The sequence below is a fragment of the Inquilinus sp. CA228 genome, from assembly GCF_052078665.1.
In the GTDB taxonomy this organism is placed as follows: Bacteria; Pseudomonadota; Alphaproteobacteria; order DSM-16000; family Inquilinaceae; genus Inquilinus.
The window spans coordinates 1-16,850 of sequence record NZ_JBQJIK010000040.1 but is presented as its reverse complement, the minus strand read 5'-3'; the positions used below and the strand labels follow the sequence as shown (position 1 = coordinate 16,850).

The following is a 16,850-nucleotide window of genomic DNA, read 5'->3' as shown; positions in this document are numbered from 1 at the left end:
ATTTGATTAGATGGCAAATTGATAAGATGGCAAATTTCACAAAATGCTATCGGGTAATTATATTGCGGGCAGGACGTATAGCGTCGGCCGTCATGCTGGCCCTGCTTGTTGGCGTGCTTGTTCCCGCCGCAGCGCTTGAGTTGCCCGACATCGCGGCAGATGCCGAGCGTTACCGCGAACGTTTGGCCATCGCCCCAACGTCTGCCGGCGTCAGCTTGGCCACTCGCTTGCGCGCCGCCAAGGACGCCGCTCAGACGGGCCATTGGCGTCAGGCGGTGGAAGCGCTCGAAGAGATTGTCGCAGGACGTCCAGGCGACGCTGAGACCTGGCTGCAGCTCTCCCGTGCATGGCGCAACCTCGACCCGAACGCGCCTGAAGGCGCTGCGGCGGCATATAATGCTTTTGTCACCGCAACGGTGTCAAAGACGACCGACAGCGGAGTTGCAACCGAAGCGCTTCTGCTGATTGCCCGACACCTCGAGAGCCAGGAGAGGCGTGAATTGGCAATCAGGACCTGGGCCGAGATCGGGCGGCTCATCTCGGATCCCGCGCTTGAGAAAAGACTCGCCGAATTGCGGGGGTCCGACCTGGAGTTTTTTCAAGATGGAGAAGAGACAAGCCAGGATGGAAGAACACCGAAATGGTGCGTCACTTTTAGTTCGCCGTTGGATATGGTGCGGCAAACTCAGTATCAGAATTGGGTACTGGCAAAGCGAATTTATGACTCCAAGGAGGAACCCTGGGCTGTTGAGATCGCAATAGCTGGAGAACAATTATGTGTCTATGGTTTAAGATTTGGAGAAAAATATACTGTGACGCTGAAAGCAGAACTAGCTGCTGCCGATGGTCGCTCTCTTAAATCGGATCGTAATGTTGAGATTAAGATCGGCGATCGCGCACCCGATCTTGCCTTTAAGTCAGACACCTTAATTTTGCCTAAAGACGGTCGCGGGCTGATTCCACTAAAATCCGTAAATGTAAAGAAAGTGACTTTGTTACTACTTCAAATAACGGATCGCCAGCTCATCAACGAGGTGGCACTTGGGCGTGTTGGGAAGAGTCTTGATTTTGAAGCCTTCGAGAATATCAGACTCCGATCGGGCCGAATTGTGTGGTGGGGCAGCGCCAAGATAGATGATAGCCGAAATACCGAGACCCTGACGGAGCTGCCAATCGGGGCGATTTTAGACGCGCGTGGAGCGGAACACTTCAGAGATGGGATCTTTTCAAAAGGGTTTGTTGATGATGGAGCGCCAGATGCACTTGGCAATGGAGTGTATGCCCTGGCTGCAATACCAGGAAATACCACTAAGGACCCCCTCACGGAGGATGACTGGATCGAAAGTTTCGGCTATGGCACCCTCGAATCCGAATTGATTCCGACCCAGTGGATCGTCCGTACGGACATCGGTCTCCAGTTGATGCGTGGGTCGGGCGGGCTCCATGTCGTCGCGCGTTCGATCAGCGAGGGCATGGCTTATCCTGGAATACGCGTCGACCTTGTCAGTGCTGCCAATCGCATCTTGGGTAGCTCGTCCACCGACGCGGATGGGATCGTAAGTTTCGCCCCCGGCCTCGCTCAGGGCATCCTCGGCAATCGACTGCGCGGTGTCCTTGCATTCGGGCCTGCCGGTGATTTTGCATTCCTCGATACGTCCGGCGACGCGCTTGATCTCAGCGATCGCAACATCGCCGGAAGGGCGGCGCCAGGTCCGCTGGACGCCTACGTATGGACTGACCGCGGCATATATCGCCCGGGCGAGACTGTCGAGGTGATGGTCATAGTGCGGAACGATCGAGCCATGGGGATCGAGCCGCCCCCCCTCAGGCTCCGACCGGTGGCCCCAGACCAGTCCGTCATCCCCGAACTGGATATCCGGGAATTCAAGGCTGGAGTTGCTCATGTGTCCTTGAAGCTGCCACACGCTGCAGCGTCCGGCGCGTGGCGGACGGAGATATATGCGGGCAATTCCCTGGTGGGTTCAGCCGATCTCCAGGTCAAGAACTTCGTTCCGAACCGCATTGAACTGCAGGTGGACAATCCCGATAAGGAACCGATCACGCTGGATGCGCCCAAGAACGTCAAACTCCACGCGAAGTATCTCTACGGCGCGCCTGCTGCAGGCCTCTCCGGTCGCTACCGCATGGTCCTCCGGCGGGCAGGCGCCCCCTTCAAGGGATTCGAGAGCTTCCACTTTGGAGGCGAAGAGCCTCAGGAAGGTGCTGTCGTCGCTTCCGGGCCACCCAGGGAATTGCCACGCACATCGGAAGACGGCTCGACGGAAATCGATGTCGTGCTGGATGTGCTTCCCAAAGCCGCGGTGCCGCTCGAGGCAAATGTGCGCGTGCAGATTGATGACACGGATGGGCGTCCAGTCGGCAGCGATTTCAACTGGAGAGTCGGGCGCCCAGGCCACCACTGGCTCGGGGCGCGTGTTTCCCCTCCTGCCGGCGCCGGCAAACCCGCGGAGATCGAAATTGTCGCCGTTGACGACGACGGCCGTCAGATCCCGGTTCCGAGTTTGAAATGGCAGCTCTTCGCCGAGGAGGAGGCGTTCCAGTGGCAGCGTCAACGCGACGATGACAGCGAGTTTGACTACGAAGGACAGATCTATCGCCATCTTCTGCGAAGCGGAACGCTGGCCGATGGAACGGAGAGATCCGCGCGACTGCCGATAGACGAACCGCTTGGCCGCTATCACCTCAAATTGACCCGTGAAGCGGGGCAGTTGTTGACAGAGATCTCATTTACGCTGGGCTTTGAGAGCACAATCCGCAGCGCCGGCCGCCCCGATCTCGTCAAGGTCATACTCGATAACCAAGCCTATCGACCGGGGGACACTTTGACGGCACGAATCGAGTCTGCCTTCCCGGGCGAATTGATTCTCGCGGTCGCGAGCGATCGAGTGCACGAGATCGTCAGCCGGGATGTCGACGACGAACCCGTCGATATCTCGCTGACAGTTGACGAGCGCTGGGGTCCCCATCCCTATCTGCTGGCCACCGTCTTCCGGCCGATCGACCGTGCCACGGATGGGATGGACCCACCGCGCGCCATTGGAGTAGCGAGCTTCGCTGTTCACGATCCACGTTCGCAGCTCGAAGCCAGTATCCACGTTCCGAGGACTGCGACCCCTCGTAGAGACCAGCGCGTAGTCGTCGAGATCAAGGGCTTGCGCCCGGGTTCTTCCGGCTACGTGGCGCTGGCCGCAGTCGACGCCGGAATCCTGAGCCTGACAAACTATGCGCCACCAGATCCCTTTGTTCATTTCCACGGGCCGCGCCGCCTCGGAGTCGAGATTCTCGACAGCTATGGCCGAGTCATCACTGATCAGGGAAATGCTGCGCCGCTCCACTCGGGTGGTGATGTCGACCTCGGTTCTCTTCGGATAGGCGACTACACATGGCCTCGCACAGTCGTCTGGTTCTCCGGCATCACAGCCCTCGACGAACAGGGCCGAGCCAGCTTCGAAGTGCCTGTGCCGGACTTCCTGGGACGCCTTCAGTTGATGGCTGTCGCCTGGACCCCCGCTCAATCCGGAGCGGCGCAGGCGAAAGTGGAGGTCAGTGATATCGTCGCGGCCCAGGAGGATCTGCCGCTCTTCATGGCACCAGGTGACATGGCAACGGCCGGCGTCGATCTGCGCAATCTCCATTCAGCGGCCAGCGAGTACGAGATCTCTCTAAGTTCGAGCGGTCCAATTTCCATCAAAGGGGATACGGTCTGGCGCACCCATTTGGCTGAAGGTGAACGAACCCGCATTCAGTTCGATCTTGTCGCAAGCCCCCTGGACGCGGTACGCGACTTGGCACTCTCTCACCTCACCCTGCGCATCCGGTCCATCGACACAAGTCTGGTTGATATTGAGAGGCGGTGGACGCTGCCGGTTCGCCCTGCGACTCGTCCGACGACACATCTCGTTCGAATGCAGCTTGCTCCAAACCAGTCTCTGGAACTGACGCGCGATGCCGTCTTGGCCTCGGTCGAGGCACTGGCACCGGCAACCATCAGACTTCGGCAGAGAATATCGATAGCGCCAACGCTTGACCTTCATCTTTTCAAGGATGAATCAGAACGTCCGGTTATGACAACCTATGAACTTGCCGCGCGATTGACACTCCTTCTCTCTGCCATTGTGGAATCTGGCACTGGGGTCACCAATGCGTCGGCTCTTGCAGACGAATTCAACACAGCTCTCTTGGAATTGCTCGCGACACAGCGCCCCGAAGGGGACTTTCCGCTTTACCCCGGAGAGCGGGATACTGCTGGCATGCCGGAGCTGACGGCGTTCATTTTGGACACATTGCTTACAGGCCAGGAGCATGGTCTTGACATTCCGCGCGATGCAATCAAGTCTGCGGGCGGCTATCTTAGGATTTCTCTGTCCGATTCCGACTACGCGTGCAGGATCGACTATGCGTATCCATTATATGTATTGGTCAGACTCAATCTCGCGACATTTTCTGATCTGGACCGCATGAAGCAATCCTGTGAGGACAGCGAAGATCCCCCGAGTTCCGACTTGGCATCCCGTGCATTCACTGCTGCAGCGTTGCATACTTTTGGTTTTTCTGAGGAAGATGAGCTAAGCGGCGTCATCTTGCCGATTTCCATGGAACAGACCGGAACTTTACCGATCGAGAACCTCGCCGATCTCGTCTATGGCCTTTCTGGAACGGGAGCTTCCGGATCGGGGTTTGATGAGTTCCTCAAGGCCACTCAAGCAGTTGTCGATCGCGACCCCGAGCTGGGCTTGGTAGCCCGTGGGAAGCTGGCTCTTGCAGAACTCCGAAGAGCTCGATCGACCGTCCCGAAAACGATATTCAAGGTCGACTCTGGAGTACACACTATCGACAGCAACGCATGGAACTCACCGGAAATCGGAATCGAAGTTCTTAACAAATCAATTCGTATTGAGAATCTTGGTCCGCAGGAAATTGTATCTGATCTTTTGATACGCGGCGTGCCGGCCCTGCCGGCTCTGGCGATAAATCCCGATCCGAATGCCGCCATCATGATACGGCGCAACGTCTACAGGCTAGACGGTGGTGGCGATCCCGACCTTCCCGTGGACCTGCAATCCACCTCCATTCCCAGAAGCGAGCTCCTCGCTGTCGTCATTGAAGGCAAGGCATCAGAAGATGCTACCGGCTCAGCGGTTCTCGTCGATCTATTGCCTGGTGGCTGGAGAATTGAAGACGTTGATCTCCGGGAAGGACTGGCATTGGCGCCGCAAGCTCGGAAGCAGCTGCGGCTTGATCTAGTCGATCAAACAGCGGTCCGACGTCGCGATTTTGCTGACGATCGCTTCTTGGCCCTCATTGATCTGGATCAGGCTCAGCGCGGCTTCCGGTTCGGCTATCTTGTTCGAGCCGCCAGTGTCGGAAGATACATCTGGCCTGCCACGACTGTCGAGGGCGTCAATATCCCCTCGGTCCAGGGGCGCACGACTGCTGGCTATGTTAATGTTGTTCCGAAGGACTAGCCCGGGCAGGCTCGCCCTGATTGCCGGAGGCCTGCTGGTGGCGCTCGGTCTCGCTGGATACCTGAGCGTAAGCGCTCCGAGCGTAGCCCGTGCACGCCTCGTCTCGGCACAGATAATGGACAGTCAAGGTCACTTGCTACGGACGTTCGGCACGCCGGACGGGACGTGGCGACTGCCCGTTCGACTGGAGGACGTCTCTCCTCTCTATATCAGAATGCTGATTTCCTACGAGGATCATCGGTTCTTCTCGCACCCTGGCGTCGATCCACTGGCACTCACAAGAGCGACCTGGCAGGCGGTCTGGAATGGCCACGTCGTTTCCGGCGCATCGACCATAACCATGCAGGTGGTTCGGCTGCTTGATCCAAAACCGATGAGCGTTGCAGCCAAGCTCCGTCAAATGGCGGAAGCACTTGCTCTTGAGCGCAGTTATGGCAAGCGCGAGATTCTTGAATTGTATCTTACCCTTGCCCCATTTGGCGGCAATCTGGAAGGAGTACGCGCGGCTAGCCTTGCATACTTTGGCAAGGAGCCGCGTCGCTTGACCGTGGGCGAGGCGGCGCTTCTCGTGGCGCTGCCGCAGTCACCTCTGCGTCGCCCGGATCGCCGCCCCGAAGCGGCACGTGCCGCACGGGACAAAGTCCTCCAAAGGTTGGTTTCGCTTGGTGTGATTACCTCTGAGATGGCAGGGACCGCTCGGCTGGAGGACATACCAGCAGTGCGAATGCCAATGCCCGACTTTGCCGCGCATCTGTCACAGACGTTGCGCGCAGAGGCGGAGCAAGCAGAAGCCGTGACCACGCTGGTAGACCGCCCTATTCAAGATCAGGTCGTAAGGATAATCAAGGCGCGACAAAATTTTCTGCCTCCTGCAGCCAACGCAGCAGCCATAGTGGTTCGAAATCGTGATGCCGCCGTGGTGGCATATGTCGGGTCTATCGATTTCAACGATGCGTCCCGCAACGGTGAGTTCGACTATGCCAGAGCCGTACGCTCCCCTGGCTCGACACTGAAGCCGTTTATTTACGGCCTCGCCTTTGAAACACTTTTAATCCACCCGGAAACGCTGGTGGACGATTTGCCGACCCGGCACGGGACCTACTCTCCCGAGAACTTTGAGGGAGGCTTTGGCGGCGTCATTACCGCGCGAGAAGCTCTCCTTCGGTCCGTTAATACTGTCCCGGTTGATTTGCTCAATGCCCTCGTACCGTCGCGGCTTCTGACCCGAATGCGGTCGACAGGTGTTACACTGCGCATACCGCAGCCGGACGCCGAAGCCGGGCTGGCCGTTGCCGTCGGTGGTTGCGGCATAAGTCTGGAGGATCTGGTGAGGCTTTATGCGGGGCTCGCCAACCACGGCCTGGCCAGGCCGCTGCGCTACCGTCAATCCGATCCCGAACAGTCGGGTGTGCCGCTGCTGACCAGGGAGGCCGCTTGGGCTGTCGCCGATATCCTCGCGTCGATGCAGCCACCTGGCGCGCCAGGTGGCGGAGAGATTGGTGGTCAGCGGCGTGTGGCATTCAAGACCGGAACATCGGCAAGCTTTCGTGATGCATTGGCCGTGGGTTTTGACGCGGATCACACGGTTGGGGTGTGGATAGGACGGCCGGACTCCGCCCCGATGCCCGGCAGTTTCGGCGGGGCAACAGCGGCCCCCCTCCTCTTCCAGATCTTTGACATCCTACCTGATCCGCATGTCGATCCTGCCGGCCCCCCACCACCCGGCACACCCCTCGCCGCTCGTGCCGATTTGCCGCCTCGCCTGGTGCGCTTCTCCAGGCAACCGACCCAGAACGACGTACCGATGATAGACGTTCCGGCAGAGGGCGCAGAGATCTGGGCCGGTGATGGGCCCGTGAGTCTGCGGGGACACGGCGGTCAAGCGCCTTTTCGATGGATGGTAAACGGCCGCCCGCTCGGCGCGCCGTCTGAGACACCCGTAGAACTCTGGTATCCGAGCAACCTCGGTGGAGCCCGCCTCGAATTGGTCGACGGCAACGGCAGGGCGGCTATGGTGAACGTCTGGATAGCGGCTGTCGCGGCTCAGTAAGGAATGCTGCGGTCTGGAACTTCACCCTCCGACCATATTTCCGCAACCGGAGCCTTGTTGGCGAGGTTCACGCCGTATCCCATATGACCGAAGCCCTTCCCGCGCCTTCCCCATTCACCAGCGTAGAGGGTCTTACCGCGGGATCGGAAGACGCCGTAGCCTTGCATCGAACCCTCCACGATCTCCCCGATCCATTCGCGATCGCCGTCTGCCAAAGCCCCCATACCATTCGGGATACGCTCCTGCCACTGCCCACGGTAGGTCCATCCTCGCGCAGTACGGCTAATCGCGTGAACAATTCCGGGACCGAATTCGCCATTGAACCAAGTGTCGTTGTCCGAGTTGCTCTGCTTGACAGCATCCGGAGCCTCTGCCGCTCGAGTTGCACGCAGTGCTGCCGCATCTCCGAGCGCCGCAGCCGCGTTTCCCGCGGCGAATGCAAGCCCAAACCGATCTCGCTCGCTCAGCCAACCCGTTGCGGGAACTCCCGAGCGCTCCTGAAACGCCCGTACCGCGGACCGCGTCGCTCCGGTGAATATTCCGTCCGGATCGCCCGGATCGTAGCCGAGCAACTCAAGCCCATGCTCAACCAGCTTGCGTTCGTCCTCTTCCCAGGTTGCTTCGAGCGAAATTGCGTCACTGCTCGGGCTTGCCGCTGGCCGGGCACGCAATATGAGGTGGAATTTGGACGGGGATTCGGCGGGACCAACTGCTTCGATCATGTGGCGACCGGGTGGAAGCGTGGCCTCGATCAGTTCAGCGGCCTCACCAGAATTATTTGAAGAAATCGGCACAGCGTCGTCGGAAGGCATCAAAGCAAGATCGGAATCGCCGTCGACTGGCAACAGTACCGCCTCGACTCGCTGCGGCGTAATAATTTCAAACGAATAGCGTTCAGCACCTCCCGGCGCAAGAGTCTTGGTCACTTTGATGCCCTTGGTACCAGCCTGGAGCTTACCAAGATCAGTGCTTGTGCTCACCATCGCCTTTGGCGTTCTCAAGTCCGGCCAAGCTGGTTCGAGCGTGACAATCCAGCCGTTGCGACCCTTCCCGCCGGGCCGCTCGCCAACGCCAGCGGCAAGCAATCTCTGATCAGCGGTAACGCCGGCACTATATAGCCGGCTCTCGGCAACATCGTCAAAGACCCGGCTCGTCAGCACTGCTCCATCCTGGCCCAGCTGCGCTATCCAGCCGTGCTCCGATCTCTCGCTTTTCTCTTTCGTCCCTCCCACGGCAATTATTTGACCGCTGTCCATCACAACGCCACTGAAGAACTTGTCGTCGCCGATATCTCCCGCATCGACGAATTTCAGCCAATCCGTCTTGCCCTCGCGGCCTACTGCGGCGACCAGACCGCTGGTGGTGGACCCGTCCTGCCTTGTCCCATATCCAAAGATGAGGACCCCCCCATCGCTACGAGCGATCACCGCATTTGCCAGGTTCATACCGACTCCGCCGTCGCGCCACTCCCAATGAGTCGTCCCATCCGGCCTGACACTGATGGCCCAGGCGTCATCGGCATGCCGCGTGTCATCCGTTACCCAGCCCGCGAATACAGCTCCTCCATCCATGAGAGCCACGGCGCTCTGGAATGCGCTCCGTCGTCCTCCTGTGGCGCCTACTTCCCGGCCAGAGGGATCCAAGGCGGCTCCAGTCTCAGGGTTCAAGTGCCAATAGACTCCGCGCGCGGGTTGACGAGCCTCCTCCTTACGCTCGCGCCGCCCCCCCACAATCAGGTCGCCCGTGGCACCTCGTACAGCGAAATAGCAGCGTTCGTGACCCGGACCTCCAAGATTAATTTTCCATACTATTTGCCCATCCGTACGAAATCGAACAACAAAGCAGTCGTCGAATTCTACTTCATGCAAACGTACCCAGCCCGACGCGACATAGTCACCCTCAGCAAGCCGTAGGAGCGCAACCAGTGTTGTGGACACGGCATTCTGCTGTGAAATGTCAAGTTCCAGAGCTACATGCCCGATGGTGTCCTCGCGATAGACGATTGCTTTGGCCCCGTCTTGCCCGTCGCTATCGCGACCGCCAACTGCCACAAGGCCGTCTCGCATGTCAGTGGAGATCGCGCGAAAAGCGTCGCTGCGTTCCGATTGAGAGAACCTGTGTTCAACTCCCTGCGCAAAAACGGCGCTCTGCGCCGCGCAGAAGATACCGACCGCAACCGCTGCTATGAAAAGCAGAACCCGCGGCAGCATTTTCGGGTCGAGCGCGTTGTCCACCTGCGTATCACAAATCGCCGCCGAATTAGATCGAGAGCGATGGAGAAATTGTTCTGATCCTGATTTCATGGCGATAAATAATTCAGAGCACTAATTTCAATGCATATTAAACCTTTCAGCTGCGCGGCACAACAGCATGCCGCGTTCAGAGAGAAGGTGCTCCTACCGAGGTGATGCGCCTGGAGCCATCTGGGCGGTTGGTTCTGCAAGATCGACCACTCGGACGACGGGCACAGATGATGGCGTCCAGCTGCAATGTCGTCGTTGTCGATGGGGCCGTGGCCGGCTCCGTGTCGTCTGACGCGGCAACCCGCGATGGTGAGTCTTGTCGGGTTTCAAGACCCGTCCGAGCGTTGTAGCTGTAGAGGCACTCTTCGAGCGTCGCAAAGGGGGACGGACGACCTGCCTCCGGGCAGAGGTTGGCTTTCGGGGGCAGATAGATCGATGTCCGCTCCGGAGGAGCTGCCGAGCCCGCTGAATGTCAGCAACAGGGACGGACCGGACGCTCAGTTGCTCTCCTGGAAGCGTCCGCAACGAGCCGGAAGCGGTCGGCGGCGGGGTGGCCACTTCGGGACTGCACCCCTGGACCGAGACAGAGGAACTTGGGTGACATGGGTGGGCGGCGATCCTCGGGTCGCTGCCCGCCGGCCGGGCCACGCCGGAGGGGCGTATCGCCGGCATTCTAGCCGCCCCCGTTGCCGGAACCGGGCGCGACCAGGGGCAGGATCACGGTGAACCGCGTGCCCTGCCCCGGCGCGGAATCGACCGTGATCTGCCCGCCCAGGCTGGCGGTGACCAGGTTGTAGACGATGTGCAGCCCCAGGCCGCTGCCGCCGGTGCCGCGGCGGGTGGTGAAGAACGGGTCGAAGATCCGGCCGATATTCTCCGGCGGGATCCCCACCCCGTCATCGGCGAAATCCAGGATCACCCGCTCCGGCTCCGGCGCCACCAGCAGCGTCACCGACCCGGCCCGCCCCTCGGGAAAGGCATGGGCCAGGGCGTTGATGACCAGGTTGGTGACCACCTGAGACACCGCGCCCGGGAAGCTGTCCATGACGATCCCATGCGGGCAGCGCAGCGTCACGCTGTGCGGGGTGCGCCGGTAGTTGGGGCCGAGGCTGACCAGCACCCCTTCGAGATAGTCGCCAAGATCGAAGCTGCGGCGCTCGGCGCTGGTCTGGTCGACCGCGACCTGCTTGAACTCGCGGATCAGGCCGGCCGCGCGCTCCAGGTTCGACAGCAGCAGCCGCGACACCTCCCCCGCCCGGTCGACGAAGCGCTCAAGCTCCGACCGGCGGATCTGCCCGCCCGCCACCACCGCGGCGAAGGCGCGCGCCCGCTCCTCCAGATGCGAGGCGGCGGTCAGGGCGGTGCCGACCGGGGTGTTGATCTCATGCGCCACGCCGGCCACCAGCTGGGCCAGCGACGCCATCTTCTCCGCCTGCACCAGCTCGGCCTGGGTGCGGCGCAGATCGGCAACGGTGCCCTGCAGCTGCTCGTTGACGCGGACATACTCGGCCGTCCGCTCCTCGACCCGGCGCTCCAGATCGGCAGCGCTGCGGCGCAGCTCCTCGTCGATGCGGCCACGCTCGATCGCGGCGCCGATCAGGCTGGCGGCCGATTTCAGCACGTCGATCTCGACCGGCAGCCAGGACCGCCCTTCCACGCGGACGTCGTCGAAGCCCATGGTGCCCCACCAGCGGCCGCCGAACAGGATCGGCACCTTGAGGTTGGAGCGGACGCCCTGGCGCCGCAGCTCCATCTGCTCCAGCTCGCTGCCGAGGTTCCAGCCGCTCAGCCCCGCAGCGCCGGTCAGGCGCTCGTCGATCAGCGCCTGCAGCACGGCCGGGTCGCTGGGCAGCGGATGGTCCTGCATCTTCGGGTCGTCGATCAGCGCCGGCACGCCGTCCGCCACCCATTCGTAGCTGTAGTTGCTGCCCAGGCCGCCGCCCGGCCGGTCGCGCACCTCGAAGATGTAGGTCCGGTCGGTGCCGGTGGCCCGGCCCAGACGGGCCAGCAGCTCCTGGATGCCGGCCCGCCAAGTGCTGCGCCCGATGATCTGGGTCGCGGCATAGCCGATCGCGTCCAGCATGGCGGTGCGGCGGGCAGCTTCGGCCAGCGTCGCGGCCAGCCGCCGCTCGCTGTCGCTCACCGCCGCCTCGCGCCGCTTGATGTCGGTGATGTCGACATGGATGCCGACGATGCCGCCCTCATGCGTCGGCCGCTCGGTCATGCGGATCCAGCGGCCGTCGGCCAGCGGCATGTCGAGCGGCGGCGCGTCGCCGCGATGGTGCCGCAGGCGCCGCTGCATCCGGTCGACGAGGTCGCCCGACTCGGCATACATGCCGCGCTCGACCGCCGCCTCGATCAGCGTCCGGAACGGGGTTCCGGGCTGCAGCTCGCCCTCGGCCAGGCCGTACAGCCGCCGGTAGGCGTCGTTCCACAGCACCAGCCGGTCCTCGGCGTCGAACAGCACGAAGCCGTCATGCACCGACTCGATCGCATCGGTCATGCGCAGGCGCAGCCCGTCCAGCTCGGCCTTGGCGTCGATGCGGGCGGTCACGTCCTGCCAGATCATCAGCACGCCGCCATCGTCCTGGTGCCGCTCCTCGAACTGCAGCCAGCGCCCGTCGCGGTCGCGCAGCACCGCCGGTTCGTACAGGGTCGCGTCCGGCTGGGGCATGGCGAGCAGCCGCTCGGCCCGCACCGCCTCCCCGGGGGCCAGGATGGAATCGGCCAGCAGCCGGATGTGGTCGGCCCTGGTGCTGCCGGACCGGAACTGCCCGACCAGCGCCGGGAACAGGGCGCTGGCGGCCCGGTTGGCGGTCTGGAACGTGCCGTCGCCGGCATAGCGGATCAGGCCGACATCGACCGCGGTGATCGCCTCCTTCATGGCGCCGCCGTCATGGCGCGACGTCACGTCGGTGAAGATCTTGAGCAGCCGGCCGTCGGGCAGGCGCCTGGTCTCGAGCGACAGCCACCGCCCATCCTTGCACTGCCGGGCATAAGAGCCGGGCGGGTTGCGGTGGCGCTCCAGCGCGGCGGCGATGTGGCGGTCGATGAAGGGGCGTTCGGCCGGCTCCAGATGGGTCTCGAAGAAGCGGCGCACCGTCTCCTCCAGGGGCAGGCCCGGGCGCAGCAGGTCGGCTTCCTCGGGAAACAGCTCCAGATAGGTGTCGTTCCAGGCCAGGACGCGGTCCTCGGCATCGAGCAGGCAGATGCCGGCGCCGAGGATGGCGGCAACGGCATCGAGCACCGGATCGAGGACCGGTCTCGACGGCAGCTCTCCCGATCGGCTGGCGGCCGTCACGCTGGTCCCGTCCTTCCGCACGCGCCTGACACCCCAGTCGCAAGGCCCCCGTCGGCTGGGGCGATACAGACGATACCAAAAACCCGGCGCCGCGACATGAGCCTGATACGCGGCGGCGCCATGATGCGGATCAGCAGCCGGGGTCGTCCGGCGCCGAACCAACCGGGGGATACCATGTTCCGCATCGTCCTGCCCATCGCCGCCCTGACCGCGGCCTTCCTGCATTCACCGCTGCCGGCCATCGCCCAGGGCAGTGTCGCCGGCACCTACCAGGTCGACGGCACCAACCCCAACGGCGGCAAGTATTCGGGCGTCGCCGTGGTCGAGGCCACGGGCCAGACTTATCTCATCACCTGGACCGTCGGCGGCTCCAAGTCGGTGGGCCGGGGCGTGTTCCTGGACAAGACCCTGGCGGTCGGCGGCGTGCTGGGCAATGGCGGCTTCGTCTTCGCCATGTCGCCGAAGAACGGCAATCTCGAAGGGATCTGGGCCGACATGCAGCGCGGCACCACGCTGGGCGCCGAGGTCTGGACCCGGGTCAAATAGCGACGGTCCCGACGGCCGTGCCGCACCGCGCAGCGACGCTGCAAGGCCCCGCAGATCATGGCATACTTGATCATGTGCGAGCCGGTCGGGTTCGGGCCTCCCGACCGGTCCAGTCGGGACCGATGCATGATCCAGCCTCATATTGCGGTGGTCGACGACGATGCGTTCCAGCGCCGGGTCCTGGAGGAGTACCTGTCCCGCCAGGGCTATCGCGTCAGCGGGGCCGAGAGCGGCGCCGAGCTGCGGGCGCTGCTGGCGCGCCGCGACCCGGTCGACCTGATCCTGCTGGACGTGCAGATGCCGGGCGAGGACGGCTTCGCCGTCGCCCGCTTCCTGCGCGAACGCGGCAACATCGCGATCATCATGGTCACGGCGGCGTCCGACACGGTGGACCGCGTGGTCGGCCTGGAGACCGGGGCCGACGACTATGTCGTCAAGCCCTACGAGCCGCGCGAGCTGGCCGCCCGGATCAAGAGCGTGCTGCGCCGCAGCGGCCGGAACGGACCGCCGCCGGCGAACGGCCGCCTGCGCTTCGGCCGCTGCATCCTGGACCTCGACGCCCGCCGGCTGACCACGCTCGACGGCGAGGGGGTCGCCCTGGCCGCCTCGGAATTCGCGCTGCTCAAGGTGTTCGCCCAGCATCCCAACCAGGTGCTCAGCCGGGATCGCCTGCTCGACCTGACCAGCAACCGCGAGATGGAACCCTTCGACCGGTCGATCGACCTGCGGATCACCCGGCTCCGCCGCAAGATCGAGGTGGATCCCAGCAAGCCGGAGGTGATCCGGACGGTGCGGGGCGCCGGATACATGTATGCCCCGGACGGGGACTGATCGGGGACGGCCGGGCAGCGCACCGGCGACGAAGGGGGACGGGATGACGGGCACGGAGACGCCAGAGGATTTCCTGGTGCTGGACGACGCGCCGGAGGAGGCAGCCGCCCCATCCGAGCCGTGGCGCGTCCTGGTCGTCGACGACGACGCCGAGGTGCATCAGATCACCCGGCTGGTGCTCGACGGCTTCATCTTTTCCGGGCGCGGCGTCGCGCTGATCGACGCCTACACCGCGGCCGAGGCGATGGAGATCCTGCGCCGGACCGAGGATGTGGCGCTGATCCTGCTGGACGTGGTGATGGAGACGGAGGATTCCGGCCTGCGCTTCGCCCGCTGGGTGCGGGAGGATCTGGGCAACGCCACCACCCGCATCGTGCTGCGCACCGGCCAGCCCGGCCAGGCGCCGGAGCAGGACGTGATCCTGGCCTACGACATCAACGACTACAAGGCCAAGACCGAGCTGACCCAGACGCGGCTCTTGACCACCATGGTGTCGGCGCTGCGCGCCTATCAGCAGATCCGCGCCATCGAGGACGGGCGGGTGAAGCTGGCCCAGGCCAACGACGCCCTGGAGCACACGGTCGCCCACCGCACGGCGGCGCTGCGCGAAAGCGAGCGGCTGCTGCGCGACATCCTGGACCGCAGCCCGATCAGCATCGCCATCTACGGCCGGGACGGCAACTTCCTGTTCGCCAACCAGCGCCACCTCGACCTGTTCGGCCTGGCCGGCCAGGCCGCGTTCCGCCGCAATCCGCGCAGCCTGTATGCCGACCCGGGCGACGCCGCCAGGCTGGAGGCCGCGCTGCGCGAGACCGGCCAGGTGCAGGACGCCGAGGTCGAGTTCCGCACCGGCCAGGGCGGCCGCTTCTGGGGCCTGCTGTCGCTCGAGCGCATCGTCTTCGAAGGCCAGTCCGGCACCATCGCCTGGACCTACGACATCACCGAGCGGCGGCTGGCCGAGCAGGTGATGGCCGAGGCCCGGCAGGCCGCCGAGACCTCGGCCCGGGCCAAATCCGAATTCCTGGCGGTGATGAGCCATGAGATCCGCACCCCGATGAACGGGGTGCTGGGCATGCTGGAGGTGCTGGAGCAGTCGCGCCTGGACGACGGCCAGCGCCAGTCGCTGCAGGTGATCCGGGAATCGGCGCGCACGCTGCTGCGCATCGTCAACGACATCCTCGACTTCTCGAAGATCGAGGCCGGCCGGCTCGAGCTGGAATGGACCCCCGTGTCGATCAGCGCCGCGATCGACGGCGTGATCAGCGCGCTGAGCCCCCAGGCCCTTGACAAGGGCCTGACCCTGCAGGGCACGACCGATCCGGCGATCCCGGCCCTGCTGCTGGTCGATCCCGTCCGGCTGCGCCAGATCCTGCTGAACCTGGCCGGCAATGCGATCAAGTTCACCGAGACCGGCAGCGTCCGGATCGAGGCGTCGCTGGCGCGGCGGGCCGCCGGCCGCGTCCGCATCGCCATCGCCGTGATCGACACCGGCATCGGCATCAGCCCGGCCCAGCAGGGCCGGCTGTTCCAGCCCTTCGCGCAGGCCGACGCCTCGACCACGCGCCGCTTCGGCGGCACCGGGCTGGGCCTGTCGATCGCCCGCCGGCTGGCCACCATGATGGGGGGAGATGTCTCGGTCGACAGCGAGGCCGGCCGCGGCGCGACCTTCCGGGTCACGCTCGATCTCGCCATCGCCCGGGCGGCGGACCAGCCGCCGGAGCTGGCCCGGGCGACGCTGCCCGGCGAGGCGGATCTGGACCAGGCGCGCCGCGACGGCCGCCTGGTGCTGGTGGTCGACGATCATCCGGTGAACCGCCAGGTGCTGGTCCGGCAGCTGCAGCTCCTGGGCTGCGCCGCCGACACCGCCGCCGACGGCGAGGAGGCGCTGTCGGCCTGGGCCGCCGGGTCCTATGCCATGGTCCTGACCGACTGCCACATGCCGGTGCTGGACGGCTTCGAGCTGACCCGGCGGATCCGCGAGGCCGAAGCCGCGCCCAAAGGCACCCGCGGCCGGATCCCGATCGTCGCCGTCACCGCCAATGTCCTGGCCGGCGAGGCCGAACGCTGCCGCGCCGCCGGGATGGACGACTATATCGGCAAGCCGGTGCAGCTGGCCCGGCTGCAGGAGGTGCTGCAGCGCTGGATGCCGGCGGCCGGATCCGAGGCGGCCGCCGCTCCGGCGGAGACGGCGGCCGCCGTCGACCCGAACGCCCTGGCCGGCCACGGCGGCAACGATACCCTCAGCGGATTCTTCGGGGCGGACGTGCTTCTCGGCGGCGACGGCCAGGACTTGCTGTATGGCGGCGCGCACGGGGACGTGCTGGACGGCGGCGCCGGCACGGACACGGTGAGCTACTCCGACGAGCTCACCGCGATCTGGATCGACCTCGTCC

At 63.9% G+C, this 16,850-nt stretch carries 7 protein-coding genes; 5 read left to right on the top strand and 2 right to left on the bottom strand.

The annotated features are described in order from the left end of the window. Positions 1–92: 92 nt before the first annotated feature. Together ACTOWL_RS20250 and pbpC are read left to right on the top strand one after the other, a co-directional pair. Positions 93–5,486, top strand: coding sequence for an MG2 domain-containing protein (locus ACTOWL_RS20250; RefSeq protein WP_441323079.1), 5,394 nt, complete (start codon positions 93–95; stop codon positions 5,484–5,486). Next, the gene (pbpC, locus tag ACTOWL_RS20245; RefSeq protein ID WP_441323078.1) at positions 5,461–7,536 is read left to right on the top strand and encodes a penicillin-binding protein 1C; all 2,076 of its coding nucleotides are present in this window, start codon (positions 5,461–5,463) and stop codon (positions 7,534–7,536) included. Before ACTOWL_RS20250 ends, pbpC begins: the two co-directional genes overlap by 26 nt. On the opposite strand, the gene ACTOWL_RS20240 is transcribed toward pbpC, so the two are convergent. Then, entirely contained in the window at positions 7,530–9,770 is a 2,241-nt protein-coding gene (locus tag ACTOWL_RS20240) for a peptidoglycan-binding protein (protein ID WP_441323077.1), read from the bottom strand. The two genes, pbpC and ACTOWL_RS20240, sit on opposite strands and share 7 nt — an antisense overlap. 682 nt (positions 9,771–10,452) lie before the next feature. Next, positions 10,453–13,080 carry a PAS-domain containing protein gene (locus ACTOWL_RS20235; RefSeq protein ID WP_441323076.1) on the bottom strand — a complete coding sequence of 876 codons (2,628 nt, stop codon included), beginning with the start codon at positions 13,078–13,080 and terminating at the stop codon, positions 10,453–10,455. 174 nt (positions 13,081–13,254) lie between these two features. Between ACTOWL_RS20235 and ACTOWL_RS20230 the strand changes: the two genes are divergently transcribed. The 3 genes from ACTOWL_RS20230 to ACTOWL_RS20220 all read left to right on the top strand — a co-directional run. Beyond that, positions 13,255–13,626 carry a hypothetical protein gene (locus ACTOWL_RS20230; RefSeq protein ID WP_441323075.1) on the top strand — a complete coding sequence of 124 codons (372 nt, stop codon included), beginning with the start codon at positions 13,255–13,257 and terminating at the stop codon, positions 13,624–13,626. A gap of 126 nt (positions 13,627–13,752) precedes the next feature. Continuing rightward, complete coding sequence (locus ACTOWL_RS20225) at positions 13,753–14,457, top strand: response regulator (RefSeq protein ID WP_441323074.1); 705 nt, start codon at positions 13,753–13,755, stop codon at positions 14,455–14,457. Positions 14,458–14,500: 43 nt separating this feature from the next. Then, positions 14,501–16,850, top strand: a 2,350-nt coding sequence (locus ACTOWL_RS20220) for a response regulator (RefSeq protein ID WP_441323073.1), incomplete at its 3' end; no start/stop codon positions are given.

Bases quoted from the DNA above. Each gene is read 5' to 3' on its own strand.
- ACTOWL_RS20250 (WP_441323079.1), top strand. From the start codon at position 93: ATGCTGGCCCTGCTTGTTGGCGTGCTTGTTCCCGCCGCAGCGCTTGAG.
- pbpC (WP_441323078.1), top strand. From the start codon at position 5,461: ATGTTAATGTTGTTCCGAAGGACTAGCCCGGGCAGGCTCGCCCTGATT.
- ACTOWL_RS20230 (WP_441323075.1), top strand. From the start codon at position 13,255: ATGTTCCGCATCGTCCTGCCCATCGCCGCCCTGACCGCGGCCTTCCTG.
- ACTOWL_RS20225 (WP_441323074.1), top strand. From the start codon at position 13,753: ATGATCCAGCCTCATATTGCGGTGGTCGACGACGATGCGTTCCAGCGC.